Raw genomic sequence first — 25,865 nt, 5'->3', positions numbered from 1 at the left:
GCCGGGCCGTCAGGCAGGCAGCAGCAGCCGATAGGAGCTGTCGGCCAGGGTGCCGCTCATCGAGGACAGGTCCCGGCCCTCCTCGATGGCGGTGGCCAGCAGATGCACAACCGCCCCGACCGCGGCGGTACCGGACATCGGCGGTACCGGCCGGTCGGGGCGGCGCATCCCCGGCTTGACGTCGGTGAAGAGCTCCGCTTTGGCTTGAAGGACTGATCCGGGTTCGGAGCGCGAAGCTTCACTCCGTCAGTGCTCGCCGCGGTGTAGCTCGCTCACCTGCTGCCATCTCGTCTGCCGCCGACCCACACCTCGGTGGAGCGGGCCAGGGCCAGGGTGACAAGGTGGAGCGCCCTACTGGACGTACGACCTTGTCACCCTGGCCCTGGCCTGCTCGGCTTGCCTGGGTCGGTGGCTGGCGGGATGGCATCCCACCACCCACGAACCGAAACCGTTCGGCAACTCCATCTCGGAGTCGTCTGGCCCCCGCCGGAGGCATGCCCTTCATTGGCCGGCGCGCCGGCCGATGCCGGCGCTTGCGCCGCCAGCAGGCCGAGCGCGGCCGGCGCGGCCCGCTTGCGGGCCGCCTTGATCCGCTAAGAGCCCAATTCGGCAGTGGTGCGTCTTGCGCTCATGTTGCGCCGATGTGGAATCGCCCACCCGAGTAGTACGTCAAGGCGTGGAGCAGCTCGATGCTGGCGATCTGGGGCACGACCACTGACCCATCGGCGCCGATGACACGTCGTACTGCGGTGGAGCGTTGGGCGATCATCGCGCGACCCGCAGCCGTGAGACGGATGTTCAGAGACGGGCTTGTCAGGGTCGAGAGGGGGCCCTCGATGAGGGTCAGTTCGGCGATGGCGGGCCAGGGCACATGAAGATAGCGTCCTGGGCGCCAACGGCCGTGCTCGCCGAGATGGACGTGCAGTCCGTCGGGCGCGACGCGGAGTGCAGCAGGTTCTGGGAAGCGATAGTCGCGCTGCCTGATCGGGTGCGTGAGCGTCAGTAGAACGGAAGCTGCACCGATCAGGGTGCCAAACAGTGCGCCCAGGACACCCCCGATGGTTGTGCCAGACTGACAACCGAATACCAGACCGAAGATGAGCGCGGCGAGTAGCCAGGGCCACCAGCGGATCGGCCGCACTTTGTTACCGCCGAACTCGAGTCCCTTGCCTGGGAAGCCGGTGGGCATGAGGCCACTGTGCCCCATGCCCGACGCGGGGGATCAAGCGGCATGCCTCATCGGCTACGCCTGCGGGACTGACTCGCAACACGCCGGTACGACTCAGTACTTCGGCTCGACCGGTACGGGCAGCTTGTCGGCCCATGCTCGAAGGACTTCGACGGCCTGCGCACGGAGTGCACCCTCTGCGAGCTCCTCCCGAAGCGACCGGCGATCGATGGGCTGGGCAATCTCTCGGTAGAACTGGAGGTCCTCGAAGCCGTAGGTGGCGACGTCGTGGCTGCTGGCTCCGAAGATCAGGCGCGGTATGCGCGCCCAGTAGCAGGCGACGAGGCACATGGGGCATGGCTCGCTGCTGGCATACATGACGCCGTCCTCGAACAGGTGCCGTCCCAGCTTGGCGCCGGCGTGGCGTAGTGCCATCACTTCGGCGTGCGCCGTGGGGTCCCGCAGCTCGACCACGCTACTGGTGCCTTCGCCGACGATCTTTCCTCCGACGACAACACGTCCCGCAGCCACTCGGTCAACCAGGCTTCCACCGTCCGAGGCTGCGCGGTGAGGTCGACGCCGAGCTGTAGTTGGGACACGGCCCTCCACACTGGTTCGCTACCGCCTTGCGGTGAGCAAGCACCTGGTGCCGGGGCTGGGACGGGTGAAGCTCGACCGGCTGACGCCTCGGGACGTGCAGCGGTTCCTGACCGAGCTTCGGGGCAAGCTGGCGCCGGCCAGCATCATCAAGGTGCATGCCGTCCTGCGCGTCGCCCTGGCCGACGCTGAGCGGATGGACCTGGTGCCGCGCAACGTCGCCAAGGCGGCCAAGCCGCCGGCTCTCGGCCGGTCCGAGCGACGGGCCCTGACTCCTGAGGAGGCGAAGAGTCTGCTGTCGGCGCTCACGGGTGACCGGCTGGAGTCGCTGTTCGTGTTGGCGCTGGCAACCGGGCTGCGACGGGCTGAGCTGTTGGGCCTGCGGTGGTCGGATGTCGACCTGCCGGGTAGGGCGCTGTTCGTTCGGCAAACGCTACAGCGCACCGACAAGGGCCTGGCGTTCGTGCCGCCGAAGACGCACCGGTCCAGTCGGCCGGTGCCGCCGTCCGCGCTGGCTGTGCGGGCGTTGGAGTCGCAGCGGGTACGGCAGGCGAAGGAGCGGCTTGCCGCCGGGGAGGTGTGGTCGGATCTGGGCCTGGTGTTTGCCAGCACGATCGGCACGCCGATGGAGCCGCGGAACGTCAACCGGCGTTTTGAGCAGCTCCGTGCAGTGGCCGGCCTGGACTGGCTGCACCTGCACGACCTGCGGCACGCCTTCGCGACGTTCCTGCTCGACCAGGGCGAGGAGCTGCGGACGGTGATGGAGCTGCTCGGGCATTCCACGATCCGGATGACGGCCGACACCTACGGGCACGTCCTGCCGGCGCGGGCTCGCAACGCTGCCTCGGCCATCGATCGGGTGCTGGGCGAGGAGGGCACGGCGTGACCGCTTGGCTGTACGGATGGCTGTACTCGGGACCGAGACCAACCAAGGAAAGTGCTGGTGGAGCCCAGGGGACTCGAACCCCTAACCCCTGCCTTGCAAAGGCAGTGCTCTGCCAGTTGAGCTAGGGCCCCGAGGGCGGGCGGAGCCGCCGGTGCTGGCCGGTGCCAGCGGGATCAGCGCAGGTCGGGCGCGGTGGTGGCCTCGTGCCAGAGGGCGCGCTCGTCGTTGGAAGCCTTGACCTTCTTGGCGACCAGGGCGGCCACGCCGACGACGCCGACCAGGAACAGAAGCTTCTTGAACATGGGGCGACCCCTCGCGCTCGACTAGCCGTCGGAACGGTGTGCGGTGGGGCTAGCTGGAATCGAACCAGCGACCTCAGAGTTATCAGCTCTGCGCTCTAACCGACTGAGCTATAGCCCCGCGTGGCGACGAGCAAGGTTAACCCATTGCCACGTCCGGCCCCAAATCGGGGTGGTCGTGGCGCCCGTCCCACTCGAACGTACCCGTACCGGCGACGAGCAGGCGACCGCTTTCCCCGGGCGGTCCCACGCCGAGATCAACTCGGTTTGCGTCGAGCCCCGGCGACGGGCGGGGCCGGACACGGCGACGCCGGGGCGGCCGCGGTTGGCGGTGCCCCGGCGTCGTCGGGTGTCAGTCGCGCTCGGCGAGCGTCAGCTCGATCCCGCCGACCAGGTCGGCGCAGACGTTGTAGACGAATGCGCCGAGGGTGGCGAGCGCCGTGAACAGGACGACGTTGACCAGGCCGATCAGCGCCGAGCTGAGGATCACGCCCCTGGCGGTGATCTGGAACCCGCCGGAGCTCTGCCCGCCGGCGTTGACCAGGTCGGTGAGGCTGTCGTTGACGCTCTGGAAGACGCCCATCGCGTCCAGGGCCAGGTAGAGCACCGAGGTGGCGACGACCACCACGATGAAGAGCACCACCGAGACGGCGAAGGCGAACTTCATCACGGACCACGGGTCGATCCGCTTGAGGTTCAGCCGGGCCCGGCGCGGCCCGCGGGACGCGGCCGAGCTGACCGAGCTACGCGCGGCACGTACCGCGTCACCCACGCGCGCGGCCCCGACGGCCGCCGCTCCGCTGATGCCCGGCGGCAGCCCGCCACCGTTGGCAGGGCGGGCGGTGCCGGCCGTACGGCCGCCGTCGGGCGACGGCCTGGTCGGGCCGCCCACCTTCGGCTGGGTGCCGGTGCTGGACGGGGACGTGGCGGTGCCCGCCTTGATCGGCTGGGTGGTGGTAGCCGGCGCGACCGGGGCGCTGACCGGCGCGGCCGCGGAGGTCGGCGCGTCGGGTCCCGGTGTCTCGGCCTTCTCGCTCGCCCCCGAGTCCTCCCCGGGCTTCTCCGGCGGCGGTGCCATGCCGGGAGCCCGGGTGAACTTCGGGGCAGGCGCGTCGGCGGGGACGGTCGCCCGGCCCACGGCGGCGCGGCCGGCCGCCGATGTGCCGCTCTTGGCGGCCTCTTCGTCGACCGGGTTGGCCGAGGTCCCCTTGTTCCCCGACTTCGCCTGTGTCTCCGTCATTCAACTAGTCCTGTTCGTCAGGCTCGTCGGCATTGCGAGCAATCGCCACGATAGTCACGCCGTCCGGGAGGTCCATCAGCTTGACCCCCATTGTGTTCCGGTCACGCGTACGGCGTACAGGCTTCACCGGAGTCCGGATGACGCCGCCGTTGCTCGTGATCGCGAACAACTCGTCGTCCGGGTCGATCACGACCGCGCCGACCAGACCACCGCGTCGCTCGGTGATCTTCGCAGTCAGCACGCCCTTACCTCCCCGGCCCTGGACCGGGTATTCCTCGATCGGGGTACGTTTCGCGTATCCCCCGTTCGTGGCCACCAGAACGTCCAGACCCTCCCGAACCACCTCCATGGCCAGGAGCACGTCGTCGTCGGTGAAGCGCATGCCGATCACGCCCGTGGTCGCCCGCCCCATCGGCCGCAGCGCCTCGTCGGAGGCGTTGAACCGGATCGCCTGCGCCTTCTTCGACACCATCAGCAGGTCGTCGGAGGGCGCGACGAGGGCAGCACCGACCAGCTCGTCCTCATCGCGCAGGTTGATCGCGATGATGCCGCCGGAACGGGGGGAGTCGAACTCCTCGAGCCGCGTCTTCTTCACCAGGCCGTTCTTCGTGGCCAGTACCAGGTAGGGAGCCACCTGGTAGTTCGGAATTTCGATGATCTGCGCGATCTGCTCGTCCGGTTGGAAGGCGAGCAGGTTGGCCACGTGCTGGCCCTTGGCCACCCTACTGGCTTCCGGCAGTTCGTACGCCTTGGCCCGGTAGACGCGGCCCTTGTTCGTGAAGAACAGGATCCAGTCGTGGGTGGAGCATACGAAAAAGTGGCTGACGATGTCGTCCTGCCGCAGCGTCGCGCCGCTGACGCCCTTGCCGCCGCGCCGCTGCGAGCGGTACAGGTCGACCTTGGTCCGCTTGGCGTACCCGGTGCGGGTGATCGTGACCACCACGTCCTCGCGGGCGATCAGGTCCTCCATGGAGACCTCGCCGTCGAACGGCACGATCTTCGTACGCCGCTCGTCGCCCCACTTCGCGACGATCTCGCCGAGCTCCTCCGAGACGATCCTGCGCTGCCGCTCCGGCTTGGCGAGGATGTCCTTGAGGTCGGCGATCTCGATCTCGAGCTTGGTGAGGTCGTCGACGATCCGCTGCCGCTCCAGGGCGGCCAGCCGGCGCAGCTGCATGTCCAGGATCGCGGTCGCCTGGATCTCGTCGATCTCCAGCAGCCGGATCAGGCCCTGCCGCGCGTCGTCCACCGTGGGCGAGCGCCGGATCAGGGCGATCACCTCGTCGAGGGCGTCCAGCGCCTTGGCCAGACCGCGCAGGATGTGCGCCCGCTCCTCGGCCTTGCGCAGCCGGAACGCGGTCCGCCGGCGGATCACGTCGATCTGGTGCTCGACGTAGTAGCGGATGAACTGGGCCAGGTTCAACGTGCGCGGCACCCCGTCGACCAGGGCCAGCATGTTGGCGCCGAAGGTCTCCTGGAGCTGGGTGTGCTTGTAGAGGTTGTTCAGCACCACCTTGGCGACCGCGTCGCGCTTGAGCACGAGCACGATCCGCATGCCGGTACGCCCGGAGGACTCGTCGCGGATGTCGGCGATGCCGGCGAGCTTGCCCTCCTTGATCAGCTCGGCGATCCGCTCGGCCAGGTTGTCCGGGTTCACCTGGTAGGGCAGCTCGCTGACCACCAGGCAGGGGCGGCCGCGCTTGTCCTCCTCGACCTCCACCACGGCGCGCATCCGGATCGAGCCGCGCCCGGTCCGGTACGCGTCCTGGATCGCGGCCTGGCCGACGATCAGGCCGTAGGTGGGGAAGTCGGGGCCCTTGACGATCTCCAGCAGCGCTTCGAGGGTGGTCGCCTCGTCCGCCTCCGGGTGCTCCAGGCACCACTGCACCGCCGCGCCGATCTCGCGCAGGTTGTGCGGCGGGATCTTGGTGGCCATGCCGACCGCGATGCCCTCGGAGCCGTTGACCAGCAGGTTGGGGATCCGCGACGGCAGGATGGTGGGCTCCTTGGCCCGGCCGTCGTAGTTGTCCTGCAGGTCGACGGTGTCCTCGTCGATGTCCCGCAGCATCTCCATGGCCAGCGGGTCGAGCTTGCACTCGGTGTACCGCATGGCGGCGGCCGGGTCGTTGCCCGGGGAGCCGAAGTTGCCGTTGCCGTCCACCAGCGGGTACCGCAGCGACCAGGGCTGCGCCATCCGGACCAGCGCGTCGTAGATCGCCGAGTCGCCGTGCGGGTGGAACTGACCCATCACGTCACCGACGACGCGGGAGCACTTCACGTAGCCGCGGTCCGGCCGGTAGCCGGAGTCGAACATGGCGTAAAGGATCTTGCGGTGGACCGGCTTGAGCCCGTCCCGGACGTCCGGCAGGGCGCGCCCGACGATGACGCTCATCGCGTAGTCGAGGTACGAGCGCTGCATCTCGACCTCGAGGCCGACCGGCTCGATCCGGTCGTGCGCCACGACGGCCGCGGTTGTCTCCGGGATCTCCGGCTCGTTCGGGGTGGACTCGGGAGTATCGGTCACTGTTAACCCTTATCAGACTCAGAGTCGTTTTCGTGCTGTGGATAACGGCTGTGGAAACCGGCCAAGCTGTGGATAACTCTGTGGACCGGCGGGTCGGCCGGGGACCGCCCGGCCGACCCGCCCACCACCGTCAGATGTCGAGGAACCGCACGTCCTTGGCGTTGCGCTGGATGAACGAGCGGCGCGCCTCGACGTCCTCACCCATCAGCACGCTGAACAGCTCGTCGGCGGTTGCGGCGTCGTCGAGCGTGACCTGGCGCAGGGTGCGGGTGGCCGGGTTCATCGTGGTCTCCCACAGCTCGGGGTAGTTCATCTCGCCGAGACCCTTGAACCGCTGGATGTCGTCCGGCCTGGCGTTGGGCTTCTTCTGCTGGCGCAGCGCGATCAGCCCGTCCCGCTCCCGGTCCGAGTACGCGTACTGGGCGTCGTCGCCCTTCTTGTTCCACTTGATCTTGTAGAGCGGCGGGGCGGCCAGGTAGACGTGCCCCAGCTCGACCAGCGGCCGCATGAAGCGGAACAGCAGGGTGAGCAGCAGCGTCTGGATGTGCTGGCCGTCGACGTCGGCGTCGGCCATCAGCACCACCTTGTGGTACCGCAGCTTCTCCATGTCGAAGTCGTCGTGGATGCCGGTGCCCAGCGCGGTGATCAGCGCCTGGACCTCGTTGTTCTTCAGCACCCGGTCGATCCGGGCCTTCTCCACGTTGAGGATCTTGCCGCGGATCGGCAGGATCGCCTGGGTGCGCGGGTCGCGGCCCTGCTTGGCCGAGCCGCCGGCCGAGTCGCCCTCGACGATGAAGACCTCGGACTCGCGCGGGTCGGTGGACTGGCAGTCGGCCAGCTTGCCCGGCATCGAGCCGGACTCCAGCAGCGACTTGCGCCGGGCCAGCTTGCGCGCCTGCTGCGCGGCGATCCGGGCCCTGGCGGCCTGGGACGCCTTCTGGATGATGGTCTTCGCCTCGGCCGGGTTCCGGTCGAACCAGTCGACCAGCCACTCGTTGCAGACCCGCTGCACGAAGCTCTTCACCGGGGTGTTGCCCAGCTTGGTCTTGGTCTGGCCCTCGAACTGCGGGTTGGCCAGCTTGACCGAGATGATCGCGGCCAGGCCCTCGCGGATGTCCTCGCCGGAGAGCTTCTCGTCGCCCTTGAGCAGCTTCTTCTCCGCGCCGTAGCGGTTGACGACGCTGGTCAGCGCGGCCCGGAAGCCCTCCTCGTGGGTGCCGCCCTCGTGCGTGTTGATCGTGTTGGCGAAGGTGTAGACCGACTCGCCGTACGACTCGTTCCACTGCATGGCGATCTCGACCGACATGCCCTCCTCCTCGGCGCCGAACTCGACCACCGTCTTGTGGATCGGGTTCTTCGAGGCGTTGAGGTGCCGGACGAAGTCGGCGATGCCGCCCTCGTAGAAGAAGGTGACCTCGCGCGGCTTGCCCTCCTCGCCCTCCGGAACCCGCTCGTCGAGCAGATGGATGCGGAGGGCACGGTTGAGGAAGGCCATCTCCTGCAGGCGCCGGTAGATGGTCTGGAAGTCGAAGTCGACGGTCTCGAAGACGTCCGAGTCCGGCCAGAAGGTCACGGCCGAACCGGTGCGGTCGGTGGTCTCGCCCTTCTCCAGCGGCGACGGCTTGGAGTTGGAGTACTGCTGCCGCCAGACGAAGCCGGACTTGTGGATCTCCACCGCCATCCTCGTGGAGAGCGCGTTGACCACGGAGACGCCGACGCCGTGCAGACCGCCGGAGACCGCGTACGCCTTGCCGTCGAACTTGCCGCCCGCGTGCAGCACGGTGAGCGCGACCTCGACACCCGGCTTCTTCAGCTTGGGGTGCAGGTCGACCGGGAAGCCTCGGCCGTTGTCGGTGACCCGGACGCCGCCGTCCTCCAGCAGCACCACGTCGATGGTGTCGCAGTAGCCGGCCAGCGCCTCGTCCACGGCGTTGTCCACGACCTCCCACACGAGGTGGTGCAGACCGCGCTCGCCGGTCGACCCGATGTACATACCGGGCCGCTTGCGCACCGCCTCGAGCCCCTCGAGGACGGTGATCGACTCGGCGCCGTACTCCTGCTTGTCCTGCGCTGCCACCCTCGGCCACTTTCTCGCGCCGGCCGCGCCAGGGGCGCGCCAGGCGCGGGTTCGGCGGACAGGACGCGACGTCGGCGCACGGACCGCCCCCGGGAACTCCAGGTCACGGATCGCATACGCCGGTCGCCGCGGTTGCCCGCGGATCGCGATCGGCTCCACCCGCCGCGGTACTTTGACCAAGGGCCTCCAGGCCCGGGTCCGTCGCTCCGCGTCGGGTCTTCGTCTCGCTGTCAATCCTACTGTGCGCGGACGACAGAGACGCCACTCGGCACCCCCTGCGCGGCGTCTGAGACCTCCGTAGCGGCCCGAATCGCGCTAGCCGCGACTCCCCCTACACGCCAAGGGGGGATCGAGGGCGGGGCCGCCACGGAATCGGGCCGGGCCGAAGGCCGGTCGGGGGTCGCGCGCAGAGCGGCCGTACCGTACCTTTGCGGCGCCACCGGTGCTCGTCTTGATCTTTACCATCCGTAACCGGGACGATCGACCCGATCGATCCGACACGTGCTCACAAGGGGTGACGCCAGATGGGGCTGGACAACGTCGCGGTGCACTGGCCGCGGACCGGCCGCTTCTACGATCCGGTCGCGCCGGCCGAGTTCGTCGACTTCGGGGAGATCGTGGACATCCCGCAGATCTCCGCACCGACCGCGGCGCTGGCCGAACACATCGCCAAGACGGGGACGGTCCGGGCGACCGCCTACACCGAACTGGTCGACCTGATCCTCGGCCTGGAAAATGTGCTCTACGCCACTGACGCCGCCGCCGAGGACGAGGACCCGGTGATCGACCCGGACGGGTGCTCCTGGATCGCCGGCGGCGTGGAGAAGTTCGTCGCCCAGCACCGGCCGTTCGGCGAGCCGGTCACCTTCGAGTCGGTCAGCGAGGTGCTCCGCTCGCTGCTGGCCGACGGGCGGCTCGCCGAGCAGCAGCTGCGCTGGCTGGGCACCCGGCTCGACGCGTTGCGCGACGAGAATGGCAACCCCCCGCAGTGGGACTTCACCTGCGCCGAGCTGGGCGTGCTGGCCGCCTTCTACCGCCGCTGCGCGGACCGTGGCTTCGCCGTCTACGCCGACGCCTGATCCCGCGCCGGCCCGACCCGCCCCGTCGACCTGACCGGGCCGGTCGCCGGCGTCGTCAGGAAGTCGTCGGGCCCGGCGCGGCGGGGGTGCCGGTCACGGCGCGGTTGGCCGCGCCGATCACCTCGGTCAGCATCGTGTGCAGGCGCCGCAGCTCCTCGATCGGCATTCCGAGCCGCTCCACGATCGTCGGCGGGATCTGCTCGGCGCGGGCGCGCAGGGCCTGACCGCTGGCGGTGAGGGTGACGGCGAGGCTCCGCTCGTCCGCGGCGTCCCGTTCGCGCCGCAGGTAACCCGCCGCCTCCAGGCGCTTGAGCAGGGGGGACAGCGTGCCGGGATCGAGCTGGAGCAGGCGACTCAGCTCCCGGACCGACAGCGGTGCGTGCTGCCACAGCGCGAGCATGACCAGGTACTGCGGGTGGGTCAGCCCCATCGGCTCCAGCAGCGGCCGGTAGACGGCGACGACCCCGCGCGCGGCGACGGAGAGGGCGAAACACACCTGCTGCTCCAGCGCCAGCGGATCCCCGTCCAACTGGTCACGCACCGATCGGCCTCCTCATGATCGTTGCTATCGTACCAATCATTGGTGTGCCAATCGTTGGGGCGCAAAACATCGAGGAGAGGTCGGCGATGGGCGAGGAGAAGCGGCAGCAGCGGGCTCCCGGGGAGGGCGGCAGGCTGTGGGCCTGGGCCTACAAGTACCTGGCCGGCCCGGCCGAGGGGGTGCCGGGTGCCGTGCAGGGCGGTTCCACCCAGGCCCGCGAGGCGTGGAAGCGGGACCTGGAGAACCGCAAGCGGTGGAGCCGTGAGCAGCGGGAACGCAAGCGCGCCGAGCGCGAGGCCCGCCGCGCCGAGCGGTGACCCGGGCTCAGCCGTAGGTGTCGCGCGGGCCGCGGCCCCGGACCCGCCGCGGGCCCTTCGCCCAGGACGGCGCCGCCGGGCCGTGGATGTGCAGCTTGCGCACCACGTTGTGGCCCACCTCGCCGGCGATCCGCTTGAGCAGCGAGCCGGCGAGCAGCCGCAGCTGGGTGGCCCAGGCCGTCGAGCGCGCCTCCACGGTCAGCTCGCCGTCCTCCAGCTTGACCGGGCGGCTGTGTTGGGCGATCTCCGGCCCGACGACCTTCTCCCAGGCGCCGAAGACGGTCGCCTCCGCGGCCGGCTGCTGCCAGCCGCGCGCCTTCATCAGCCGTTCCAGCACCACGCCGAGCGGCTGCGGGTCGCGCGGGTCCGGGCCCGGCCCGGAGTAGCCGCGCAGCCGCCGCTCGCCGCCGTCGCCGGAGACCGCACTCTTCCGCCGGGTCTTCGCCGCCTCCGCCCGGCGGGCCTTCGCCGCGTCCAGCACCGCGCGCGCCAGCTCCGGCCCGGCCGCGCCCGCCCCGGCGTCCACACCGGCACCGGCCGGGCGCGCCCCGTCGGCGTTCCCGGCACCGGGCGCGCCGGTCGCACCGGCCGGTCGCGCCGGCCCACCGGTTCCGGCCCCCCGCCCACCAGGCGCGGCGGCCGCACCGGCCCCGGCCGCGTGGGCGGCGGCACCGCCCGCGTCGGTTCCAGCTCCCGGAGGGGTACGCGCACCGCGCTGGCCACCCGAGGCGGCGCGACTCGGGCCGCCGGTCCGGCGACTCGGCCCACCGCCCTCGGCGGCGGGCTCCGGCTCAGTCGACACGTCGCACCGTCCCCTCGCCCACCGCGTACCGGGTGCCGCGCAGCGCCGCCGGCACGTCGTCGTCGACCGCACAGGTCACCAGGAGCTGACCGGCCCCGCCGACCAGCTCCGCCAGCCGCTCCCGGCGGCCCGCGTCCAGCTCGGCGAAGACGTCGTCCAGCACCAGCACCGGCTCGATGCCGTCGGCGCGCAGCAGGTCGTACCCGGCCAGCCGCAGGGCCAGCGCGTACGACCAGGACTCGCCGTGGCTGGCGTACCCCTTGGCGGGCAGCGGGCCGAGGGTGAGGCTGAGCTCGTCACGGTGCGGGCCGACCAGCGTCGTGCCGCGGTCGATCTCGTTCGACCGGGCCTCGGCCAGCGCGGCGGTCAGCGCCTCGGCCAGCACCGCCCGGTCGGTGGTGGCTTCGGCCAGGTCCAGCGACGGCCGGTACGCGATCCCCGCCGCGCCCCGGCCCGCCGCCACCGCGTCGTACGCCTTCGTCACGTGCGGGGCCAGCGCGGCGACCAGTTCCAGCCGGCCGGCCAGCAGCTCGGCGCCGTGTCGGGCCAGGTGGGTGTCCCAGACGGCCAGGGTGGACAGGTCCCCGCCGCGCGACCCACCCGTCTTGCGAGCCAGGTACGCGGTGCGCAGCAGGGCGTTGCGCTGCTTGACCACCCGCTCGTAGTCGGCGCGCACCCCGGCGTACCGGGGCTGCCGGAGCACCAGCAGGTCGTCCAGGTAGCGGCGGCGCTCGGCCGGGTCGCCCCGGACGAGTTCCAGGTCCTCCGGCGCGAAGAGCACCAGCCGCAGCGCGCCGAGCACGTCCCGGGCCCGCCGGGCGGGTGAGCGGCCCAGCCGGGCCCGGTTGGCCTTGCCCGGGACGATCTCCAGCTCGACCAGGAGTTCCCGCCCCTCGTGCACCACCGCGCAGCGGATCACCGCCGAGGCGGCGCCCATCCGGACCAGGGGGGCGTCCGTGGCGACCCGGTGCGAGTCCAGGGTCGCCACGTAGCCCAGCGCCTCGACCAGGTTGGTCTTGCCGACGCCGTTGGCGCCGATCAGGACGTTCGGCCCCGGCTCCAGGTCGACGCCGACCCGCTCGTACGAGCGGAAGTCGACCAGTTCGAGCCGGCGGACGTACACAGGCTGTGGATACCGGTCAGCGCTTGTGGACAGCGTGCCCGCCGAACTGCTGGCGCAGCGCGGCGACCGCCTTCATCGCGGGCGAGTCGTCCTGGCGGGAGGCGAACCGGGCGAAGAGCGAGGCGGTGATGACGTTCAGCGGCACGGCGAGCCGGACCGCCTCGTCGACCGTCCAGCGGCCCTCGCCGGTGTCCTCGGTGTAGCTGCTCAGCTCGGCCAGCTCCGGGTCCTCGTCGAGGGCCCGGTCGAGCAGGTCCAGCAGCCAGGAGCGGACCACGGTCCCCTCACGCCAGGACTTGAAGACGCCCGGCACGTTGGTCACCAGCTCCGAGGCGGCCAGCAGCTCGTAGCCCTCGGCGTAGGCGTGCATCAGGCCGTACTCGATGCCGTTGTGCACCATCTTGGCGTAGTGGCCGGCGCCGACCGGGCCGGCGTGCACGAAGCCGTACTCGCCCTCCGGCTTGAGCCCCTCGAAGATCGGCATCAGCCGCGCGACGTGCTCCTGGGCGCCGCCGACCATCAGGGCGTACCCGTTCTGCCGGCCCCAGACACCGCCGGAGACGCCGACGTCCAGGTAGCCGATGCCCTGCTCGGCGAGGCGCTCGGCGCGGGGGCCGTCGTCGCTGAAGCGCGAGTTGCCGCCGTCGATGATGATGTCGCCCTCGCCCAGCACGCCGGCGAGCTCGTCGATGGTCGCGTCGGTGACGCCGGCCGGGACCATCACCCAGACCGCGCGCGGCGACTCCAGCTTCTCGGCCAGCGCCGCCAGGCTCGGCACGTCGCTCAGCTCCGCGTTGTGGTCGAAGCCGACCACCTCGTGCCCGGCGGCGCGCAACCGTTCGCGCATGTTGCCGCCCATCCGGCCGAGTCCTACCAGGCCGAGCTGCATCTGCTCCTACCTCCGTGCGTCTGGATCTGCTGGGGCTGCGATCAGCGGGACACGCGGATCGGCATGATGAGGTACCGGTACCCCGGGATGACCTCGCCATCCTCCCCGGCGGGGGAAATCACCGCCGGCTTGAAGGCGTCGACGAACGCGAGCTGAGCGAACTGGGCGCCCAGGTTGGCCAGACCGTCGATCAGGTACTGCGGGTTGAAGCCGATGGTCAGCGGCTCGCCGGTGAAGGTGGCCTCCATCGCCTCGCTGGCCCGCGCCTCCTCGGTGCCGCCCGCCTCGACCACCAGGCCGTCGGAGGAGAAGCTCAGCAGCACCGGGGTGGTCCGCTCGGCCACCAGGGCGACCCGCTTGACCACCTCGGTCAGCGCGCTGACCGGCACCCGCGCCTCGGCGTTGTGGGTGGCCGGGAAGAGCGAGCGCACCGGCGGGTAGTTCGCCCCGTCGAGCAACCGGCTGGTGGTGCGCCGGGTGCCGCCGGAGAAGCCGATCATGCCCTCGCCGGCCGCGCCCTGGGAGAGCGCCATGGTGACCTGGCCGCCGATCGGGCCGAGGGCCTTGGCCGTGTCGTGCAGGGTGCGTGCCGGCACCAGCGCGTTGATGCTGATCTCCGAGTCGTCCGGGTTCCACTCCATCTCGCGCAGCGCGAGGCGGTAGCGGTCGGTGGCGAGCATCGCCAGCCTGCCGCCGGAGAGCTCCAGCCGGACGCCGGTCATCATCGGCAGCGTCTCGTCCCGGCCGGCGGCCACCGCCACCTGGGCGACGGCGGCGGCGAAGGCGGCCGCGTCGACGGTGCCGGCGCTCTCGGGCATCTCGGGCAGGGCCGGGTAGTCCTCCACCGGCATGGTCGGCAGGGTGAACCGGGCGCTGCCGCAGACCAGCTCCAGGTGGGCGCCGACCGCGGCGATGTCCACCGGCTTGGCCGGCAGCGCCTTGGTGATCTCGGCGAGCAGGCGGCCGGAGACCAGGGCGGCGCCGTCGGCGTCCCCCTGCACCTCGACGGTCACCTGGCTGGAGACCTCGTAGTCGAAGCCGGAGACCTGCAGGTTGCCGTCGGTGACCCGGAGCATCACCCCGGCGAGCACCGGTACGGACGGCCGGTTGGGCAGGCTCTTCGCGGTCCACGCCACCGCTTCGGCGAGCGCGTCGCGCTCTACTCGGAACTTCATCAATGCCTCCGCGTCGACGTCAGCGACAACTCTCTCATGCCGACCGCTGCCCACCGTCCCGCCCGACCGTGCGGGTACCCATCGCACCTTAGGGCGCGTGGGCATCGGCTGTGCGCCCGACCCCGTTGATTCAGATGCCGGAGCGACCGCCGACGGCGGCGTCCGAGCCGATCCACAGGAAGTCCAACGGTGATGATTGGTTTTTGATTCTTTTAGAAGAGATAACTCATCGTCTTCATCGCACCTGTGCAAACTGTGGAGAACCGGCGTCCGCCCAGGTCAGACAGGTTATCCACCGGTGGTTTGGCTGTGGAGAACCGGGGGGTAAACCGGTGTCGTGGTCCACAGGCCGGCCGGACCCCCAGGTTGTCCACGGTTGTCCACCGGTTGTCCACGGGTAATCCACCGGGTTTCTCCCCAGTGCTGTGGACACCGGCGAGGGCCCCAGGAGCCGTCGTCCCCAGAACCTTCAACAGGCTGCCCACAGGTCGACCGTCGTCGGTGGACAACCGGACCGTCGTCCCCAGGCGTCCACAGCTCCGTCCCCAGGGTTTGTCCACAGTCTGTGGGTAACCGGCTCGGAACGCTACGTGGTTTTCCACCGCCTGTGGAACAGGGGGTGTGGACAACCGGGGCGTGCTGTGGACGAACACGACACCGATCCTGGGCCCTCGACCCGGTGCAGGGTCAACCGTCGGCTCTCCACAGGCACGAAAAAGCGCCCGGCCGAACTGGCCGGGCGCGTCTCCGCGCTCCCTCACCGGCGGGCGCCAGCGTGGCGTACGTAACGACGACTTCAGTTCGGCGCGTCTGACGCCGCGCCGCGACCTGAAGCCGTCGCTCAGGTGTTCTGCTTTATCCGGTTGGTCAGCTCGGCGATCTGGTTGTAGAGCGAGCGGCGCTCCGCCATCTGCTGACGGATCTTCCGGTCGGCGTGCATCACCGTGGTGTGGTCCCGGCCACCGAAGGCCTGCCCGATCCGGGGCAGCGACAGGTCGGTCAGCTCCCGGCACAGGTACATGGCGACCTGGCGGGCGTTGACCAGCACTCGGGACCGGGAGTGCCCACGCAGGTCCTCCAGGCTCACCCCGAAGTAGTCGGCGGTGGAGACCATGATCTGGTCGGCCGTGATCTCCGGCCCGGTGCCGTCCGGGATGAAGTCCCGCAGCACCTCCTCGGCCAGCGACAGCTCGACGTTCGACCGGGTGAGGCTGGCGAACGCCGTGACCCGGATCAGTGCGCCCTCCAGCTCCCGGATCGAGTTCGACACCCGGGAGGCGATGAACTCAAGCACGTCCGGCGGGGCGTACAGCCGCTCCTGGGCCGCCTTCTTCTGCAGGATCGCGATCCGGGTCTCCAGGTCCGGCGGCTGGATGTCGGCGAGCAGGCCCCACTCGAACCGGGTCCGCAACCGGTCCTCCAGCGTCGCCAGCTGCTTCGGCGAGCGGTCGGAGGTGATCACGATCTGCTTGTTGGCGTTGTGCAGCGTGTTGAAGGTGTGGAAGAACTCCTCCTGGGTCCGCTCGCGGTTCTCCAGGAACTGGATGTCGTCGATCAGCAGGATGTCGACGTCGCGGTAGCGGCGCTGGAACGCGCTGGTCTTGTCGTCGCGCAGGGAGTTGATGAAGTCGTTGGTGAACTCCTCGGTCGAGACGTACCGGACCGAGCGGGCGTTGCCCAACGTGGTGGCGTAGTGCCCGATGGCGTGCAACAGGTGGGTCTTGCCCAGCCCGGAGCTGCCGTAGATGAACAGCGGGTTGTACGCCTTCGCCGGCGACTCGGCCACCGCGACGCTAGCCGCGTGGGCGAACCGGTTCGACGAGCCGATGACGAACGTCTCGAACATGTACTTCGGGTTGAGCCGGTTGCCGCCGCCCTCCGCGCCCCCGGGGCGACGGTCGTCCCGCCCGCCGGGTCGGTGGTCGGCGGCGGACCGGCCGGGGCCGCTGTCCGTACCCCCGTCGCGCGGCAGGCCGCGCGGACCGTGCTGGTCGCGCGGCGGCCTGGCCTCGCCCCGGTACGCGGGCTCGAAGCCGCGGCCGTCGACCCCTGGCCCGTCGGGAAGGGCGCGTTCCTCGAAGCCGCGCCGGTCCGGGCCGGGACCGGAACCCCGCAGCGGCTCGGCGAACGCGGCGCCGAAGAGGGTGTCCTGGCCGCCGTCCCGGCTGGCCGGGATGCGGCCCGGGCGGTGGCCGTCGGATGCCGGCGGCGCGACCGGCGACTCCGGCTCGGTGGGCAGCTCCGGGTAGCCCGGCGCCAGGTCCGCGAAGGCGGGCGGTTCCGGGGCGAAGTCGTCCGCGGGCACGTCGAGGCCGAGCTGCGCCGGCTCCGGGCCGCTGCGGTAGACGGTGCCGGCGGGTCGGCCGGCGGTGTCCTCGGCGACCCGGACGGTGACCGCGACCTGGATCGGCCGGCCCAGCCGGCGGGTGAGCGCCTCGGTGATGGCCGGGCGGAGCCGGGACTCGATCACATCCCGGGTGAAGGCATCCGGCACGGAGAGCAGCGCGGTGTCCTCGACGATTGCCCGCAGCCGGGTCAGCCGCAGGTACGCGCGTTGCTGCGCGGAGATGATCTCGTCGGCGAGTTCGTCCGTCGCCGCGGTCCACACCGCGGCAAGGTCGGTCGTACCGGCCACCGTCGTGCCACCCCCTCGCATCTGCTCCCGGTCGCCGCTGTCGTCCAGTCGGCCGTTCCGGGCCCGCCACCGCGTTCGAGCGGGTGGTACCTCACCCCACCGGGCGGCTGACCGACCGGCATCCACAAGTTATCCACAGCCTGTGTGTACCGACCGATTGTGCCGCCCGCCGTGCGCGGGTCGGACCTGCCCCCCTGGTCGGGCGGGACGTTGCGCGGGTTCACCGTGCCGAACGATTCACTGCCGTGTCCGGTCTTGCCTGCCAGCGACAACCCGGACCCCCGACGCTGACCGCAATCGGGCACGGTAACAGCGACGGCCGGGCACCATCAACCGCCCACGCTCCGGGCGCTTGGCGGCATCAGTGAAAACCGCCGGTTCGGTCGGACGGCCGCCCTGCTCGTGCCTCCGGTGACCTGTTTGACGGTCATTGCCCCCCTGCGTAGGCTGGAGGGGCTGCTCTGTCGCCCTCTGCTAGGGTGATGGGTGCTTGCTGTCCGCGATCGCTTCCCCGCATCGCCGAGGTCCCGGGTCGCCGGGCAGCATGGATCGGAGGTCACCGCCGAGGTGGCCTGGACCACCACACGACCCCGGCGATCCCGCGCCGTGGACGTACGAAAACGGAGAGCCTGACGTGAGCAAGCGCACCTACCAGCCGAACAACCGCCGGCGCGCGAAGACCCACGGCTTCCGGCTGCGCATGCGCACCCGGGCCGGTCGCGCCATCATCTCGACCCGCCGCTCCAAGGGCCGCACCCGCCTGTCGGCCTGAGCCGACCGGGTCCGGTCCGGGGGACGTGGGCAGTCGTGCTGACGGCCGCACAGCGACTGCGGCGCAGCAATGACTTCGCCGCAGCGGTCAGGGGTGGCCGACGCGCCGGACGAGGTGCCGTCGTCGTCCACCTGACGCTGCCGGCGACCCCCGAACCCACCGCGACAACCTCGCCGGAGCCGGCGCGGGTCAGCGGCACGGAGACGATCTCCGCGCCGACCCGCGCCGGCTTCGTCGTGTCCAAGGCCGTCGGCCCCGCCGTGGTCCGCAACAAGGTCCGGCGCCGGCTGCGGCACCTGGTCCGCGAGCGCCTGGCCGCGCTTCCCGAGGGAAGCACCCTGGTGGTACGCGCACTGCCCGCCGCCGCCGAGGCGAACTATCTCCGGCTGGGGACCGACCTGGACGCGGCGATCGCCGCCGCTCGGGCACCCCGGGGGCGGCGGTCCCGATGAGCCCCGGATCAGCCGGTTCGCGGCCTACCAGCCTGGGTGCCCGAGTGCTGAGTGGCCCCATCATCGCGTACCGTCGTTGGATCAGCCCGGCGCTGCCGGCCCGCTGTCGGTTCTACCCGTCGTGCAGTGCGTACGCCCTGGAGGCGGTGGCCCGGCACGGCGCGCTGCGGGGAGCCGGGCTGACGGTCCTGCGCTTGTCGCGCTGCCACCCCTTCCACCCAGGTGGACACGACCCGGTGCCCGAGCCGGGTGACCGCCGCCGTGCCGACGTGACTGGAGCCTGAGAATTGAGTCTCGACTGGATCTACTACGCGATCTCGTGGATCCTGCTGACCTGGCACTCGGCCTGGGACGCCATCAAGGTGCCGGTCGGCTCGGTGCTCGGCACGAACTGGGCCTGGATCCTCGCGATCATCTTCCTGGTGGTCACCGTCCGGGTGATCCTCTTCCCGGTCTTCGTCAAGCAGATCAAGTCGCAGCGGGCGATGCAGGCGCTCCAGCCCAAGGTCAAGGAGCTGCAGGAGAAGCACAAGGGTGACCGGGAGACGCTCCAGAAGGAGATGATGGAGCTCTACCGGAAGGAAAAGGCCAACCCGCTGATGGGCTGCCTTCCGATGTTCCTCCAGATCCCGGTCTTCCTCGGTCTCTTCCACGTGCTGCGTCGCCTCGACCCGGCGAAGTCGAACAAGACCCTCTACGGCTGGACGGTCGACCAGTTCAACAGCGCCTCCAGCGCGAAGATCTTCACCGCCCCGATCGCCGGCAAGTTCGGCTCGACCGCCGACGAGCTGGCCCGCCTCGGCGCCAACGGCACCACCGTGAAGATCATCGCCGGCATCCTGGTCCTGGTCATGATGGGCACCACCTACCTGACCAGCCGCCAGATGATCCTGAAGACCGGTTGGGCGGAGGACCCGCAGCAGCGGATGGTGCAGCGACTGATGCTCTACGGCATCCCCCTGTCGCTGCTGATCTCCGGCGCGATCTTCCCGATCGGTGTGATCATCTACTGGGTCACCAACAACCTCTTCACCCTCGGCCAGCAGCAGTGGGTGCTGCGCAAGTTCCCGCCGCTGGTGACCAACCAGAAGCCCGGCAGCACGGCACCCCGCAGTCCGGTGCAGCCGGCCAAGGCCGGTGGCTTCCTCAACCGCGCCAAGCCCGCCGCGCAGGTGCCGGCCAAGCCCGCCGCGCCGAAGGTCGCCGGGCCGAAGCCAGGTGCGAAGCCCACCAATCCGAAGAAGGGTCGGCCGGCCAAGCGGCAGGGCTGACCCCAGGGCCGCCGTCGGGACCACCGGCGGCGGCCTTCCGGCATCGCGCAGCCGCCGTACGGCCGGCGCCGGGCCGGAACCGCCGCGCCTGGCGCGGCCACGGGCGAGACTGCCCGTACAAGACGTGCCCGTGGGCACCGGCCTTCTCCCGCCGGACCCCCGGGAAACCAGCGGACCCGACGGTCCGGCCGAGCGAGTACGGAGATGACACCGTGACCGACACCAGCATCCCCAGTGCGGAGCAGTCCGTGGACGAGGAGATCGTGCCGACCGCCGCGACCGGTGACGGCGAGCCCGAGGAGGCCGGGGAGGCGGCGGCCGAGGTGGGTGCCGCCCCCAAGAAGGCCGCCGGCGAGGGCGAGCTCTTCGCGCAGAGCGAGATCGCTGCCGACTACATCGAGGGCCTGCTCGACATCCTCGACTACGACGGCGACATCGACGAGCTCGTCTCCGGCGGGCGCCCGGTCGTCGAGGTGGTCGGCGCCCGGCTGCAGAACCTGGTCGGCCAGCGCGGCGCCACCCTGGAGGCGCTCCAGGAGCTGGCCCGGCTCGCGGTGTTCCGCCAGACCGGTACGCCCAGCCGTCTGCTGCTCGACGTCGGCGGCTACCGCGCCACCCGGCGCAAGGAGCTCGCCGCCGTGGCCAAGAACGCGGTGGAGAAGGTCAAGGAGCACGGCGAGCCGGTCCGGCTGGAGCCGATGTCCGCCTTCGAGCGCAAGTGCGTGCACGACGTGGTCAACGCCATGAGCGGTGTGGAGAGCGAGTCCGAGGGCGTCGAGCCGAACCGGTGCATCATCGTCCGGCCGGCGGACTGACCGGGTGACCCACGACGACGCCACGGCCGACGCCGTGACCGGCCCGGGTGGTACGCCGCCCGGGCTGTCGCCTGTCCGCCCCGTTCCCTCGCCGGAGGACGCCGCGCTGCCGGCCGAGCTGGCCCCGGCGGCCCGGACGCTCTTCGGTGACCGGCTGGACCTGGCGGCCGCGTACGCCGAGCTGCTCGCCACCGACGGGGTGGTACGCGGCCTGATCGGCCCGCGGGAGGCGCCCCGGATCTGGGACCGGCACCTGCTCAACTGTGCCGCCGTAGCCGAGCGCATCCCGGAAGGGGCCAGCGTCATCGACGTCGGCTCCGGCGCCGGGCTGCCCGGGCTGGTGCTGGCGATCGCCCGCCCCGACCTCCAGGTGATCCTGGTCGAGCCGCTGGCCCGGCGTACCTCCTTCCTGATCGAGGCGGTGCAGCAGCTCGGGCTGGCCAAGACGGTCCGGGTGTTCCGGGGCCGGGCCGACGAGGCGGCCACCGACGCGACGGGCACCGGTCCGTTCAGCGCCGACGTGGTGACCTCGCGAGCGGTCGCGCCGCTCGACCGGCTCTCCGGCTGGTGCCTGCCGCTCGCCGTACCCGGCGGCCGGCTGATCGCCCTGAAGGGCTCCTCCGCCGCAGACGAGATCGCGGAGCACGCCGAGACCGTCGACCGGCTCGGTGGCGGCGAGCCGAGCGTGCACCTCTGCGGGGTCGGCGTCATCGACCCGCCGACCACCGTGGTGGAGATCGTGCGCGAGCGGGTGGTCCGACCGCCGTCCGCCAAGAAGGCACCGAAGCGCTCACGGGGCGGACGCAAGCGCGCTCGGTGATCCCCGCTCGGGTTCCGGCGTGTCGCACGGGCGTGCGGACAACCGAGATGGACCCGCCGCGCCCGTCCCCCGTAGGCTGGCCGCGCGTCGATAGTGTGGGACGGGCGGGCGTCGGGCGCACCGGGTCCCGACCGTTCCCGCCGGGACCGTACGCGCTGCGGTGCGAGTGCGCGTGTGGCCTGATTGACGGGATGCGGACCGACCATCCGGAGCGGGCAGGGATGACAGGTGCATGACGACGGTAGGTACGACGATCCACGGGTGAGACGCCCGGAGGGCATTCCCTCCGGAGTGGACCCTGTTTCACGTGAAACCGACCACGACCTTGGGCCCGCTGACGGCCAGCCGGGTTCCGCCGGCCCGCCGGACTGCGGTCCGGTGGTCCGTCAGGACGTGCCCGCGGTCGGCGCCGCGCGCCCCTCGCCCGAGTCGTACATTCCGCCGCCGCCCATCGCGGACGACGGGGGTCGGCCGGTCAACGCGCCCAGCGACCGCACCGCCCCGGTCCAACGCAACTCCGGCGCGCCGTCCCGCTTCGAGACACCGGTCGGTGGCAACGTGCCGCCCGCCGTACCCCAACAGCCGCACCCTGGCGCGGTGGCGGACTCCGAGTCCGTCGCCGCGAACACGCCGGGGTCGGCGGCCGGGGGCGTGACCGTCGACTCGGCCGCCGCCGCGTACGTTTCACGTGAAACCCCGACGCGCGAAGAGGATGACCCACCGTTGGCTATGGAGGCGATGCGCGCCGTGCAGATCCTGAATCCGAGTGGCGAGGTGACCATGCCTCGGCCCGACCGGACCCGGGTCATGTGCGTCGCGAACCAGAAGGGTGGCGTGGGTAAGACCACGACCACGGTGAACCTGGCGGTGGCGCTCGCCCTGCACGGCAACCGGGTCCTGGTGGTCGACCTCGACCCGCAGGGCAACGCTTCGACCGGGCTCAACGTGCCGCACCACACCGGCGTGCCGGACGTCTACGACTGCCTGATCAACAGCGTGCCGCTGGAGGAGGTCGCCCAGGAGGTCGAGGGCATCCCCAACCTGTGGTGTGTGCCGGCCACCATCGACCTGGCGGGCGCGGAGATCGAGCTGGTGTCCGTGGTCGCCCGGGAGTCCCGGTTGGACCGGGCCATCGACGCGTACCCGGGGCACTTCGACTACGTCTTCATCGACTGCCCGCCCTCGCTCGGCCTGCTGACGGTCAACGCGCTGGTCGCCGCGCAGGAGGTGCTGATCCCCATCCAGTGCGAGTACTACGCGCTGGAGGGCCTCAACCAGCTGATCAACAACATCAACCTGGTACGGCAGCACCTCAACCCCAAGCTCGAGGTCTCCACGATCCTGCTCACCATGTACGACCGGCGTACCCGACTGGCCGACGCGGTCGAGCAGGACGTCCGGAACCACTTCGGCGACAAGGTCCTCCAGGCGGTCATCCCGCGCAACGTGCGGGTGTCCGAGGCACCCAGCTACGGGCAGTCCGTGATGACCTACGATCCCGGTTCGCGGGGGGCGACGAGCTACTTCGAGGCCGCCCAGGAGATCGCCGAGCGCGGTGTCAAGGAGCCGGTGAGCCGGAATGCGTAGTGCGCACGAGTCGCTGGGAGGCGTCGCATGAAGAACCGTCCCCGTGGCGGTCTGGGTCGAGGGCTCGGGGCGCTGATCCCGACCGGGCCGGCACCGGAGGCGCCGGGCACCACCCTCACCGCGCCGGTCGAGGCCGCTCCCGGGCGTACGACGGGTGACGTTCCCGTCGAGGCGGTGACCGCGCCGGTCGCCACCCCGTCGGCGCCACCCGAGCCGCAGCTGAGCCCGGTCCCGGGTGCCCGCTTCGCCGAGATCCCGGTCGACGCGATCGTGCCGAACCCGAAGCAGCCCCGGCACGTCTTCGACGAGGAGGCGCTGGAGGAGCTGAAGACCTCCATCCAGGAGGTGGGCTTCCTCCAGCCGATCGTCGTCCGCCAGCTCGACGCCGAGAAGTACGAGCTCGTCATGGGCGAGCGCCGATGGCGGGCCGCCCAGGCGGTGGGCCGGGAGAGTATTCCGGCGATCGTCCGGGACACCAAGGACGACGCGATGCTCCGGGACGCCCTCCTGGAGAACATCCACCGGGCGAACCTCAACCCGCTGGAAGAGGCCGCGGCCTACCAGCAGCTGCTGGAGGAGTTCGGCGCCACCCACGAGGAGTTGGCGCGGCGGATCGGCCGCAGCCGGCCGCAGATCTCCAACACGATCCGCCTGTTGAACCTCCCGGCGCAGGTGCAGCGTCGGGTCGCCGCGGGCGTGCTCTCGGCAGGCCACGCCCGGGCGCTGCTGAGCCTCGACGAGGCGGAGGCGCAGGAACAGCTCGCCCTCCGGATCGTCGCCGAGGGCTTGTCCGTACGCGCGACCGAGGAGATCGTGGCGCTCGCGCTCAACGACGGGCCGGCGAAGACGCCGGCGGCGAAGCGGCGCACCAAGCCGCACGCCCCGGCGCTCACCGATCTGGCCGACCGGCTCTCCGACCGCTTCGACACCCGGGTGAAGGTCGACATCGGCCGGAGCAAGGGCAAGATCACCATTGAGTTCGCGACGGTGGACGACCTGGAGCGGATCGTGGGCATCATCGGCGTCGGCGAGCAGGAGCCGGAGGACTGACCCCGCCGTGGTTCTATCACCGGCCGCGTCGCCCCTGAGGCACGCGGCCGGTTCGTTTCCTGCTGTCGCTGCGGGCTTCGGTGGCCTGGGTGCGGGATGGCGACCGCGACGTGTTTCACGTGAAACCGGTGTGGCCCTGTTCGGTCGGGCGGCGACTGGAGGCCGGCGAGGGCGCTGGGACCGCCGCGGCGGCTTCCTCGGAGAGTTGCGTCGCTGAGCACTTCACGGAGACCGGCTCGACCCGAGACGCCGTGCTCGTCGGTTGTGAGGCGATGCGGTGTCCGGCGGAAGGACCGATGGTGGGCAGCCGATGCGTCGCGAACCGACAGGCCGATCGGTTCGTGCCGGGGTGGCGAGGTTCCGGTTCCCACCGGACTCGCCAGGGATCGGCAGCTTCCATCACCGGCCTGGCTCACGGGGACAGACGCGCGCGGAGATTGGCTCCTCTACCAACGCGGGCCGCCGAACACAGCGCGAGGAACGTGTCGCCGCCGTCGTTCTGCGTCACGGGGATACCCGTACTCGGCTGACGGGTTGCTCGTCGGTGGCCGTATCGTCGCCCGTCGCCCGTCGCCCGTCGCCCGTCTCAGTGACGGCCGGCGTGGGCGTGGCTCTGACGCCAGCTCTTTCAGGTCAGCCGTAGGAGGCCCCTGTAGCGCCGCCTGAGGCCTCGAGGCGCCCCTGAGGCAAACGGGGCCGCAGTGACGGGCCCTCGTCCCGCCTGGGGCGCCTGGGAGGGCTTCGGCGGTTGCTTCCGGTCGGGGCGGAGATGACACCTGCCCGAACGGACCGGTACCGCAGCACCTCGTTTCACGTGAAACGAGGTGCTGGGAAAGCATTCTCGTGACATGCCCACGACTCAGGCTCGCCCCTGCGGGGATCGATCTCACTGCCAGGGGGTCGCGTTCGACGGGCGCGGCTGGAACGTGCCAAAGGCGATCGGGATCGGCGCGCTGCCCGAGCTGCCGAGTTCACCGATGTCAGCTCGTGATGTCGGCTGCCTCGTCCCCGCTCGCCGGGCAGATCCCGGATCGTCATCGAAGGAACCTGTAGCCGAGCCTGGTGTAGCCCCGACCACGGCGGAGGCCTCGGCGGGTCGTTCTCGGCAGCCTTCTTGACGCGGATACGCCGCCCACACCTCCTGCCGGCAACCACCAATGCCGGCGAAGTCCTGGTGGCAGTGGGCCGGCCAATGCCGGCGGAGTTTGGAGGCAGTTGGTCAGCTGCCCCAATGACGTGGGGCCGGAATCCAGCCCGCCTGCGTGGCGATCGTGGGCTCATGGATCACGCCGAGAGCGAGCCACGCCAGTCCGGCCGAGCCATCCCGGTCGGACCCCATGGACGCCAAGCGGTTCGAGGGCGTGCACCTGCCGCCGGTGGCCCGACGAGGACGGGACGTCGGAGGACGACCCCTCGCCCGGGTCAGCGCCTCGCCCCAGTGGGCCGGCCGATTGCCACCGGAACCGGCTGGACGGCCCACGGCGGCCGGTGCGCATCTGCGGGACGCCGCCCGGCCGGGTCCGCAATCGCCGCGCCCGATCGCCACATGGGGAGGCGCCCCCGGTGTTCCACGTGAAACCGGCGAGGTTCCACGTGAAACGAGCGAGCGGGTCGTTCGGGCCTACCCACGGATCGCTCCGCTCCGGCCTCCGACGCCGCGACCGACGTGGAAGCGATCCGGACCGAGGATGGCCCCTGCGGCGCAGGCCCGCTGAAGCCGGAACACCAACTGCGGCAGATCGAAGA

At 71.0% G+C, this 25,865-nt stretch carries 24 protein-coding genes and 2 tRNA genes; 11 read left to right on the top strand and 15 right to left on the bottom strand.

Annotated features, from left to right (window positions below; translation table 11 throughout):
- Window positions 1-9: 9 nt before the first annotated feature.
- The 3 genes from KBX37_RS35175 to KBX37_RS02235 all read right to left on the bottom strand — a co-directional run bounded on the left by KBX37_RS35175 (window position 10) and on the right by KBX37_RS02235 (window position 1,699).
- Entirely contained in the window at window positions 10-138 is a 129-nt protein-coding gene (locus KBX37_RS35175; protein ID WP_256440173.1) for a hypothetical protein, read from the bottom strand.
- Between the two features lie 490 nt (window positions 139-628).
- On the bottom strand, window positions 629-1,189 hold the full coding sequence (locus KBX37_RS02240) for a hypothetical protein (RefSeq protein ID WP_210774065.1): 561 nt from the start codon (window positions 1,187-1,189) through the stop codon (window positions 629-631).
- Window positions 1,190-1,282: 93 nt separating this feature from the next.
- Window positions 1,283-1,699, bottom strand: coding sequence for a nucleoside deaminase (locus KBX37_RS02235; RefSeq protein ID WP_210774063.1), 417 nt, complete (start codon window positions 1,697-1,699; stop codon window positions 1,283-1,285).
- A gap of 79 nt (window positions 1,700-1,778) precedes the next feature.
- Here KBX37_RS02235 and KBX37_RS02230 point away from each other — a divergent pair, with 79 nt between their 5' ends.
- A complete protein-coding gene (locus tag KBX37_RS02230) occupies window positions 1,779-2,651 on the top strand; it encodes a tyrosine-type recombinase/integrase (protein ID WP_374103634.1) in 873 nt (290 codons plus the stop codon).
- Window positions 2,652-2,706: 55 nt separating this feature from the next.
- Here the strand turns inward: KBX37_RS02230 and KBX37_RS02225 are convergent.
- From KBX37_RS02225 to gyrB, 6 genes are all read right to left on the bottom strand, one after another.
- Window positions 2,707-2,782, bottom strand: a tRNA-Ala gene (locus KBX37_RS02225).
- Between the two features lie 42 nt (window positions 2,783-2,824).
- Complete coding sequence (locus KBX37_RS02220) at window positions 2,825-2,953, bottom strand: DLW-39 family protein (RefSeq protein WP_210774060.1); 129 nt, start codon at window positions 2,951-2,953, stop codon at window positions 2,825-2,827.
- Between the two features lie 44 nt (window positions 2,954-2,997).
- Window positions 2,998-3,071: transfer RNA gene (locus tag KBX37_RS02215), tRNA-Ile, on the bottom strand.
- Between the two features lie 231 nt (window positions 3,072-3,302).
- Window positions 3,303-4,190 carry a DUF3566 domain-containing protein gene (locus tag KBX37_RS02210; RefSeq protein ID WP_210774059.1) on the bottom strand — a complete coding sequence of 296 codons (888 nt, stop codon included), beginning with the start codon at window positions 4,188-4,190 and terminating at the stop codon, window positions 3,303-3,305.
- A 4-nt stretch (window positions 4,191-4,194) separates the two neighbouring features.
- Window positions 4,195-6,714 (bottom strand): DNA gyrase subunit A, encoded by a 2,520-nt coding sequence (gene gyrA / locus KBX37_RS02205; RefSeq protein ID WP_210774058.1) that lies wholly within the window; start codon window positions 6,712-6,714, stop codon window positions 4,195-4,197.
- Window positions 6,715-6,844: 130 nt separating this feature from the next.
- The gene (gyrB, locus tag KBX37_RS02200; RefSeq protein WP_210774057.1) at window positions 6,845-8,791 is read right to left on the bottom strand and encodes a DNA topoisomerase (ATP-hydrolyzing) subunit B; all 1,947 of its coding nucleotides are present in this window, start codon (window positions 8,789-8,791) and stop codon (window positions 6,845-6,847) included.
- A gap of 524 nt (window positions 8,792-9,315) precedes the next feature.
- On the opposite strand from gyrB, the gene KBX37_RS02195 reads away from it, so the two are divergent.
- Window positions 9,316-9,870, top strand: a complete 555-nt coding sequence (locus KBX37_RS02195) for a hypothetical protein (RefSeq protein ID WP_210774055.1) — start codon at window positions 9,316-9,318, stop codon at window positions 9,868-9,870.
- A 55-nt stretch (window positions 9,871-9,925) separates the two neighbouring features.
- On the opposite strand, the gene KBX37_RS02190 is transcribed toward KBX37_RS02195, so the two are convergent.
- The gene (locus KBX37_RS02190; protein ID WP_210774053.1) at window positions 9,926-10,411 is read right to left on the bottom strand and encodes a MarR family winged helix-turn-helix transcriptional regulator; all 486 of its coding nucleotides are present in this window, start codon (window positions 10,409-10,411) and stop codon (window positions 9,926-9,928) included.
- An 86-nt stretch (window positions 10,412-10,497) separates the two neighbouring features.
- Here KBX37_RS02190 and KBX37_RS02185 point away from each other — a divergent pair, with 86 nt between their 5' ends.
- A complete protein-coding gene (locus tag KBX37_RS02185; protein WP_210774051.1) occupies window positions 10,498-10,728 on the top strand; it encodes a hypothetical protein in 231 nt (76 codons plus the stop codon).
- 7 nt (window positions 10,729-10,735) lie between these two features.
- On the opposite strand, the gene KBX37_RS02180 is transcribed toward KBX37_RS02185, so the two are convergent.
- The 5 genes from KBX37_RS02180 to dnaA all read right to left on the bottom strand — a co-directional run bounded on the left by KBX37_RS02180 (window position 10,736) and on the right by dnaA (window position 17,352).
- Window positions 10,736-11,254: a DUF721 domain-containing protein gene (locus KBX37_RS02180; RefSeq protein ID WP_210774049.1), complete on the bottom strand. Its 519-nt coding sequence runs from the start codon at window positions 11,252-11,254 to the stop codon at window positions 10,736-10,738.
- 265 nt (window positions 11,255-11,519) lie between these two features.
- Complete coding sequence (recF, locus tag KBX37_RS02175) at window positions 11,520-12,653, bottom strand: DNA replication/repair protein RecF (RefSeq protein ID WP_210774048.1); 1,134 nt, start codon at window positions 12,651-12,653, stop codon at window positions 11,520-11,522.
- Between the two features lie 16 nt (window positions 12,654-12,669).
- Window positions 12,670-13,542 carry a phosphogluconate dehydrogenase (NAD(+)-dependent, decarboxylating) gene (gene gnd / locus KBX37_RS02170; protein WP_210774047.1) on the bottom strand — a complete coding sequence of 291 codons (873 nt, stop codon included), beginning with the start codon at window positions 13,540-13,542 and terminating at the stop codon, window positions 12,670-12,672.
- 41 nt (window positions 13,543-13,583) lie between these two features.
- Window positions 13,584-14,717 (bottom strand): DNA polymerase III subunit beta, encoded by a 1,134-nt coding sequence (gene dnaN, locus KBX37_RS02165; RefSeq protein ID WP_210774046.1) that lies wholly within the window; start codon window positions 14,715-14,717, stop codon window positions 13,584-13,586.
- An 841-nt stretch (window positions 14,718-15,558) separates the two neighbouring features.
- The gene (dnaA, locus tag KBX37_RS02160; RefSeq protein ID WP_210774034.1) at window positions 15,559-17,352 is read right to left on the bottom strand and encodes a chromosomal replication initiator protein DnaA; all 1,794 of its coding nucleotides are present in this window, start codon (window positions 17,350-17,352) and stop codon (window positions 15,559-15,561) included.
- A gap of 634 nt (window positions 17,353-17,986) precedes the next feature.
- Here dnaA and rpmH point away from each other — a divergent pair.
- The 8 genes from rpmH (at window position 17,987) to KBX37_RS02120 (ending at window position 24,119) form a co-directional block, all read left to right on the top strand.
- Window positions 17,987-18,124: a 50S ribosomal protein L34 gene (gene rpmH / locus KBX37_RS02155; RefSeq protein ID WP_117668129.1), complete on the top strand. Its 138-nt coding sequence runs from the start codon at window positions 17,987-17,989 to the stop codon at window positions 18,122-18,124.
- Between the two features lie 35 nt (window positions 18,125-18,159).
- Window positions 18,160-18,576, top strand: a complete 417-nt coding sequence (rnpA, locus tag KBX37_RS02150; protein WP_210774032.1) for a ribonuclease P protein component — start codon at window positions 18,160-18,162, stop codon at window positions 18,574-18,576.
- A complete protein-coding gene (yidD, locus tag KBX37_RS02145; protein WP_210774030.1) occupies window positions 18,573-18,860 on the top strand; it encodes a membrane protein insertion efficiency factor YidD in 288 nt (95 codons plus the stop codon). Before rnpA ends, yidD begins: the two co-directional genes overlap by 4 nt.
- 3 nt (window positions 18,861-18,863) lie before the next feature.
- Window positions 18,864-19,847, top strand: coding sequence for a membrane protein insertase YidC (yidC, locus tag KBX37_RS02140; RefSeq protein WP_210774028.1), 984 nt, complete (start codon window positions 18,864-18,866; stop codon window positions 19,845-19,847).
- A 212-nt stretch (window positions 19,848-20,059) separates the two neighbouring features.
- Window positions 20,060-20,662, top strand: a complete 603-nt coding sequence (locus tag KBX37_RS02135; protein ID WP_210774026.1) for a R3H domain-containing nucleic acid-binding protein — start codon at window positions 20,060-20,062, stop codon at window positions 20,660-20,662.
- Window positions 20,663-20,726: 64 nt separating this feature from the next.
- Window positions 20,727-21,482 carry a 16S rRNA (guanine(527)-N(7))-methyltransferase RsmG gene (gene rsmG, locus KBX37_RS02130; RefSeq protein ID WP_247656898.1) on the top strand — a complete coding sequence of 252 codons (756 nt, stop codon included), beginning with the start codon at window positions 20,727-20,729 and terminating at the stop codon, window positions 21,480-21,482.
- A gap of 228 nt (window positions 21,483-21,710) precedes the next feature.
- Window positions 21,711-23,069, top strand: a complete 1,359-nt coding sequence (locus tag KBX37_RS02125) for an AAA family ATPase (protein WP_374103629.1) — start codon at window positions 21,711-21,713, stop codon at window positions 23,067-23,069.
- A gap of 27 nt (window positions 23,070-23,096) precedes the next feature.
- Window positions 23,097-24,119 (top strand): ParB/RepB/Spo0J family partition protein, encoded by a 1,023-nt coding sequence (locus KBX37_RS02120; protein WP_210774022.1) that lies wholly within the window; start codon window positions 23,097-23,099, stop codon window positions 24,117-24,119.
- Window positions 24,120-25,865 lie beyond the last annotated feature (1,746 nt).

It is taken from the genome of Micromonospora sp. U56, assembly GCF_018070095.1.
Classification (GTDB): domain Bacteria; phylum Actinomycetota; class Actinomycetes; order Mycobacteriales; family Micromonosporaceae; genus Micromonospora; species Micromonospora purpureochromogenes.
The sequence above is the reverse complement of the archived record's forward strand: the minus strand, read 5'-3'. Positions and strand labels throughout refer to the sequence as shown.

Excerpts from the sequence above, each read along its gene's own strand:
- KBX37_RS35175 (WP_256440173.1), bottom strand. The coding sequence starts at position 138 with ATGTCCGGTACCGCCGCGGTCGGGGCGGTTGTGCATCTGCTGGCCACC.
- KBX37_RS02240 (WP_210774065.1), bottom strand. The coding sequence starts at position 1,189 with ATGCCCACCGGCTTCCCAGGCAAGGGACTCGAGTTCGGCGGTAACAAA.
- KBX37_RS02220 (WP_210774060.1), bottom strand. The coding sequence starts at position 2,953 with ATGTTCAAGAAGCTTCTGTTCCTGGTCGGCGTCGTCGGCGTGGCCGCC.
- KBX37_RS02210 (WP_210774059.1), bottom strand. The coding sequence starts at position 4,190 with ATGACGGAGACACAGGCGAAGTCGGGGAACAAGGGGACCTCGGCCAAC.
- KBX37_RS02195 (WP_210774055.1), top strand. The coding sequence starts at position 9,316 with ATGGGGCTGGACAACGTCGCGGTGCACTGGCCGCGGACCGGCCGCTTC.
- KBX37_RS02185 (WP_210774051.1), top strand. The coding sequence starts at position 10,498 with ATGGGCGAGGAGAAGCGGCAGCAGCGGGCTCCCGGGGAGGGCGGCAGG.
- gnd (WP_210774047.1), bottom strand. The coding sequence starts at position 13,542 with ATGCAGCTCGGCCTGGTAGGACTCGGCCGGATGGGCGGCAACATGCGC.
- dnaN (WP_210774046.1), bottom strand. The coding sequence starts at position 14,717 with ATGAAGTTCCGAGTAGAGCGCGACGCGCTCGCCGAAGCGGTGGCGTGG.
- yidD (WP_210774030.1), top strand. The coding sequence starts at position 18,573 with ATGAGCCCCGGATCAGCCGGTTCGCGGCCTACCAGCCTGGGTGCCCGA.
- KBX37_RS02120 (WP_210774022.1), top strand. The coding sequence starts at position 23,097 with ATGAAGAACCGTCCCCGTGGCGGTCTGGGTCGAGGGCTCGGGGCGCTG.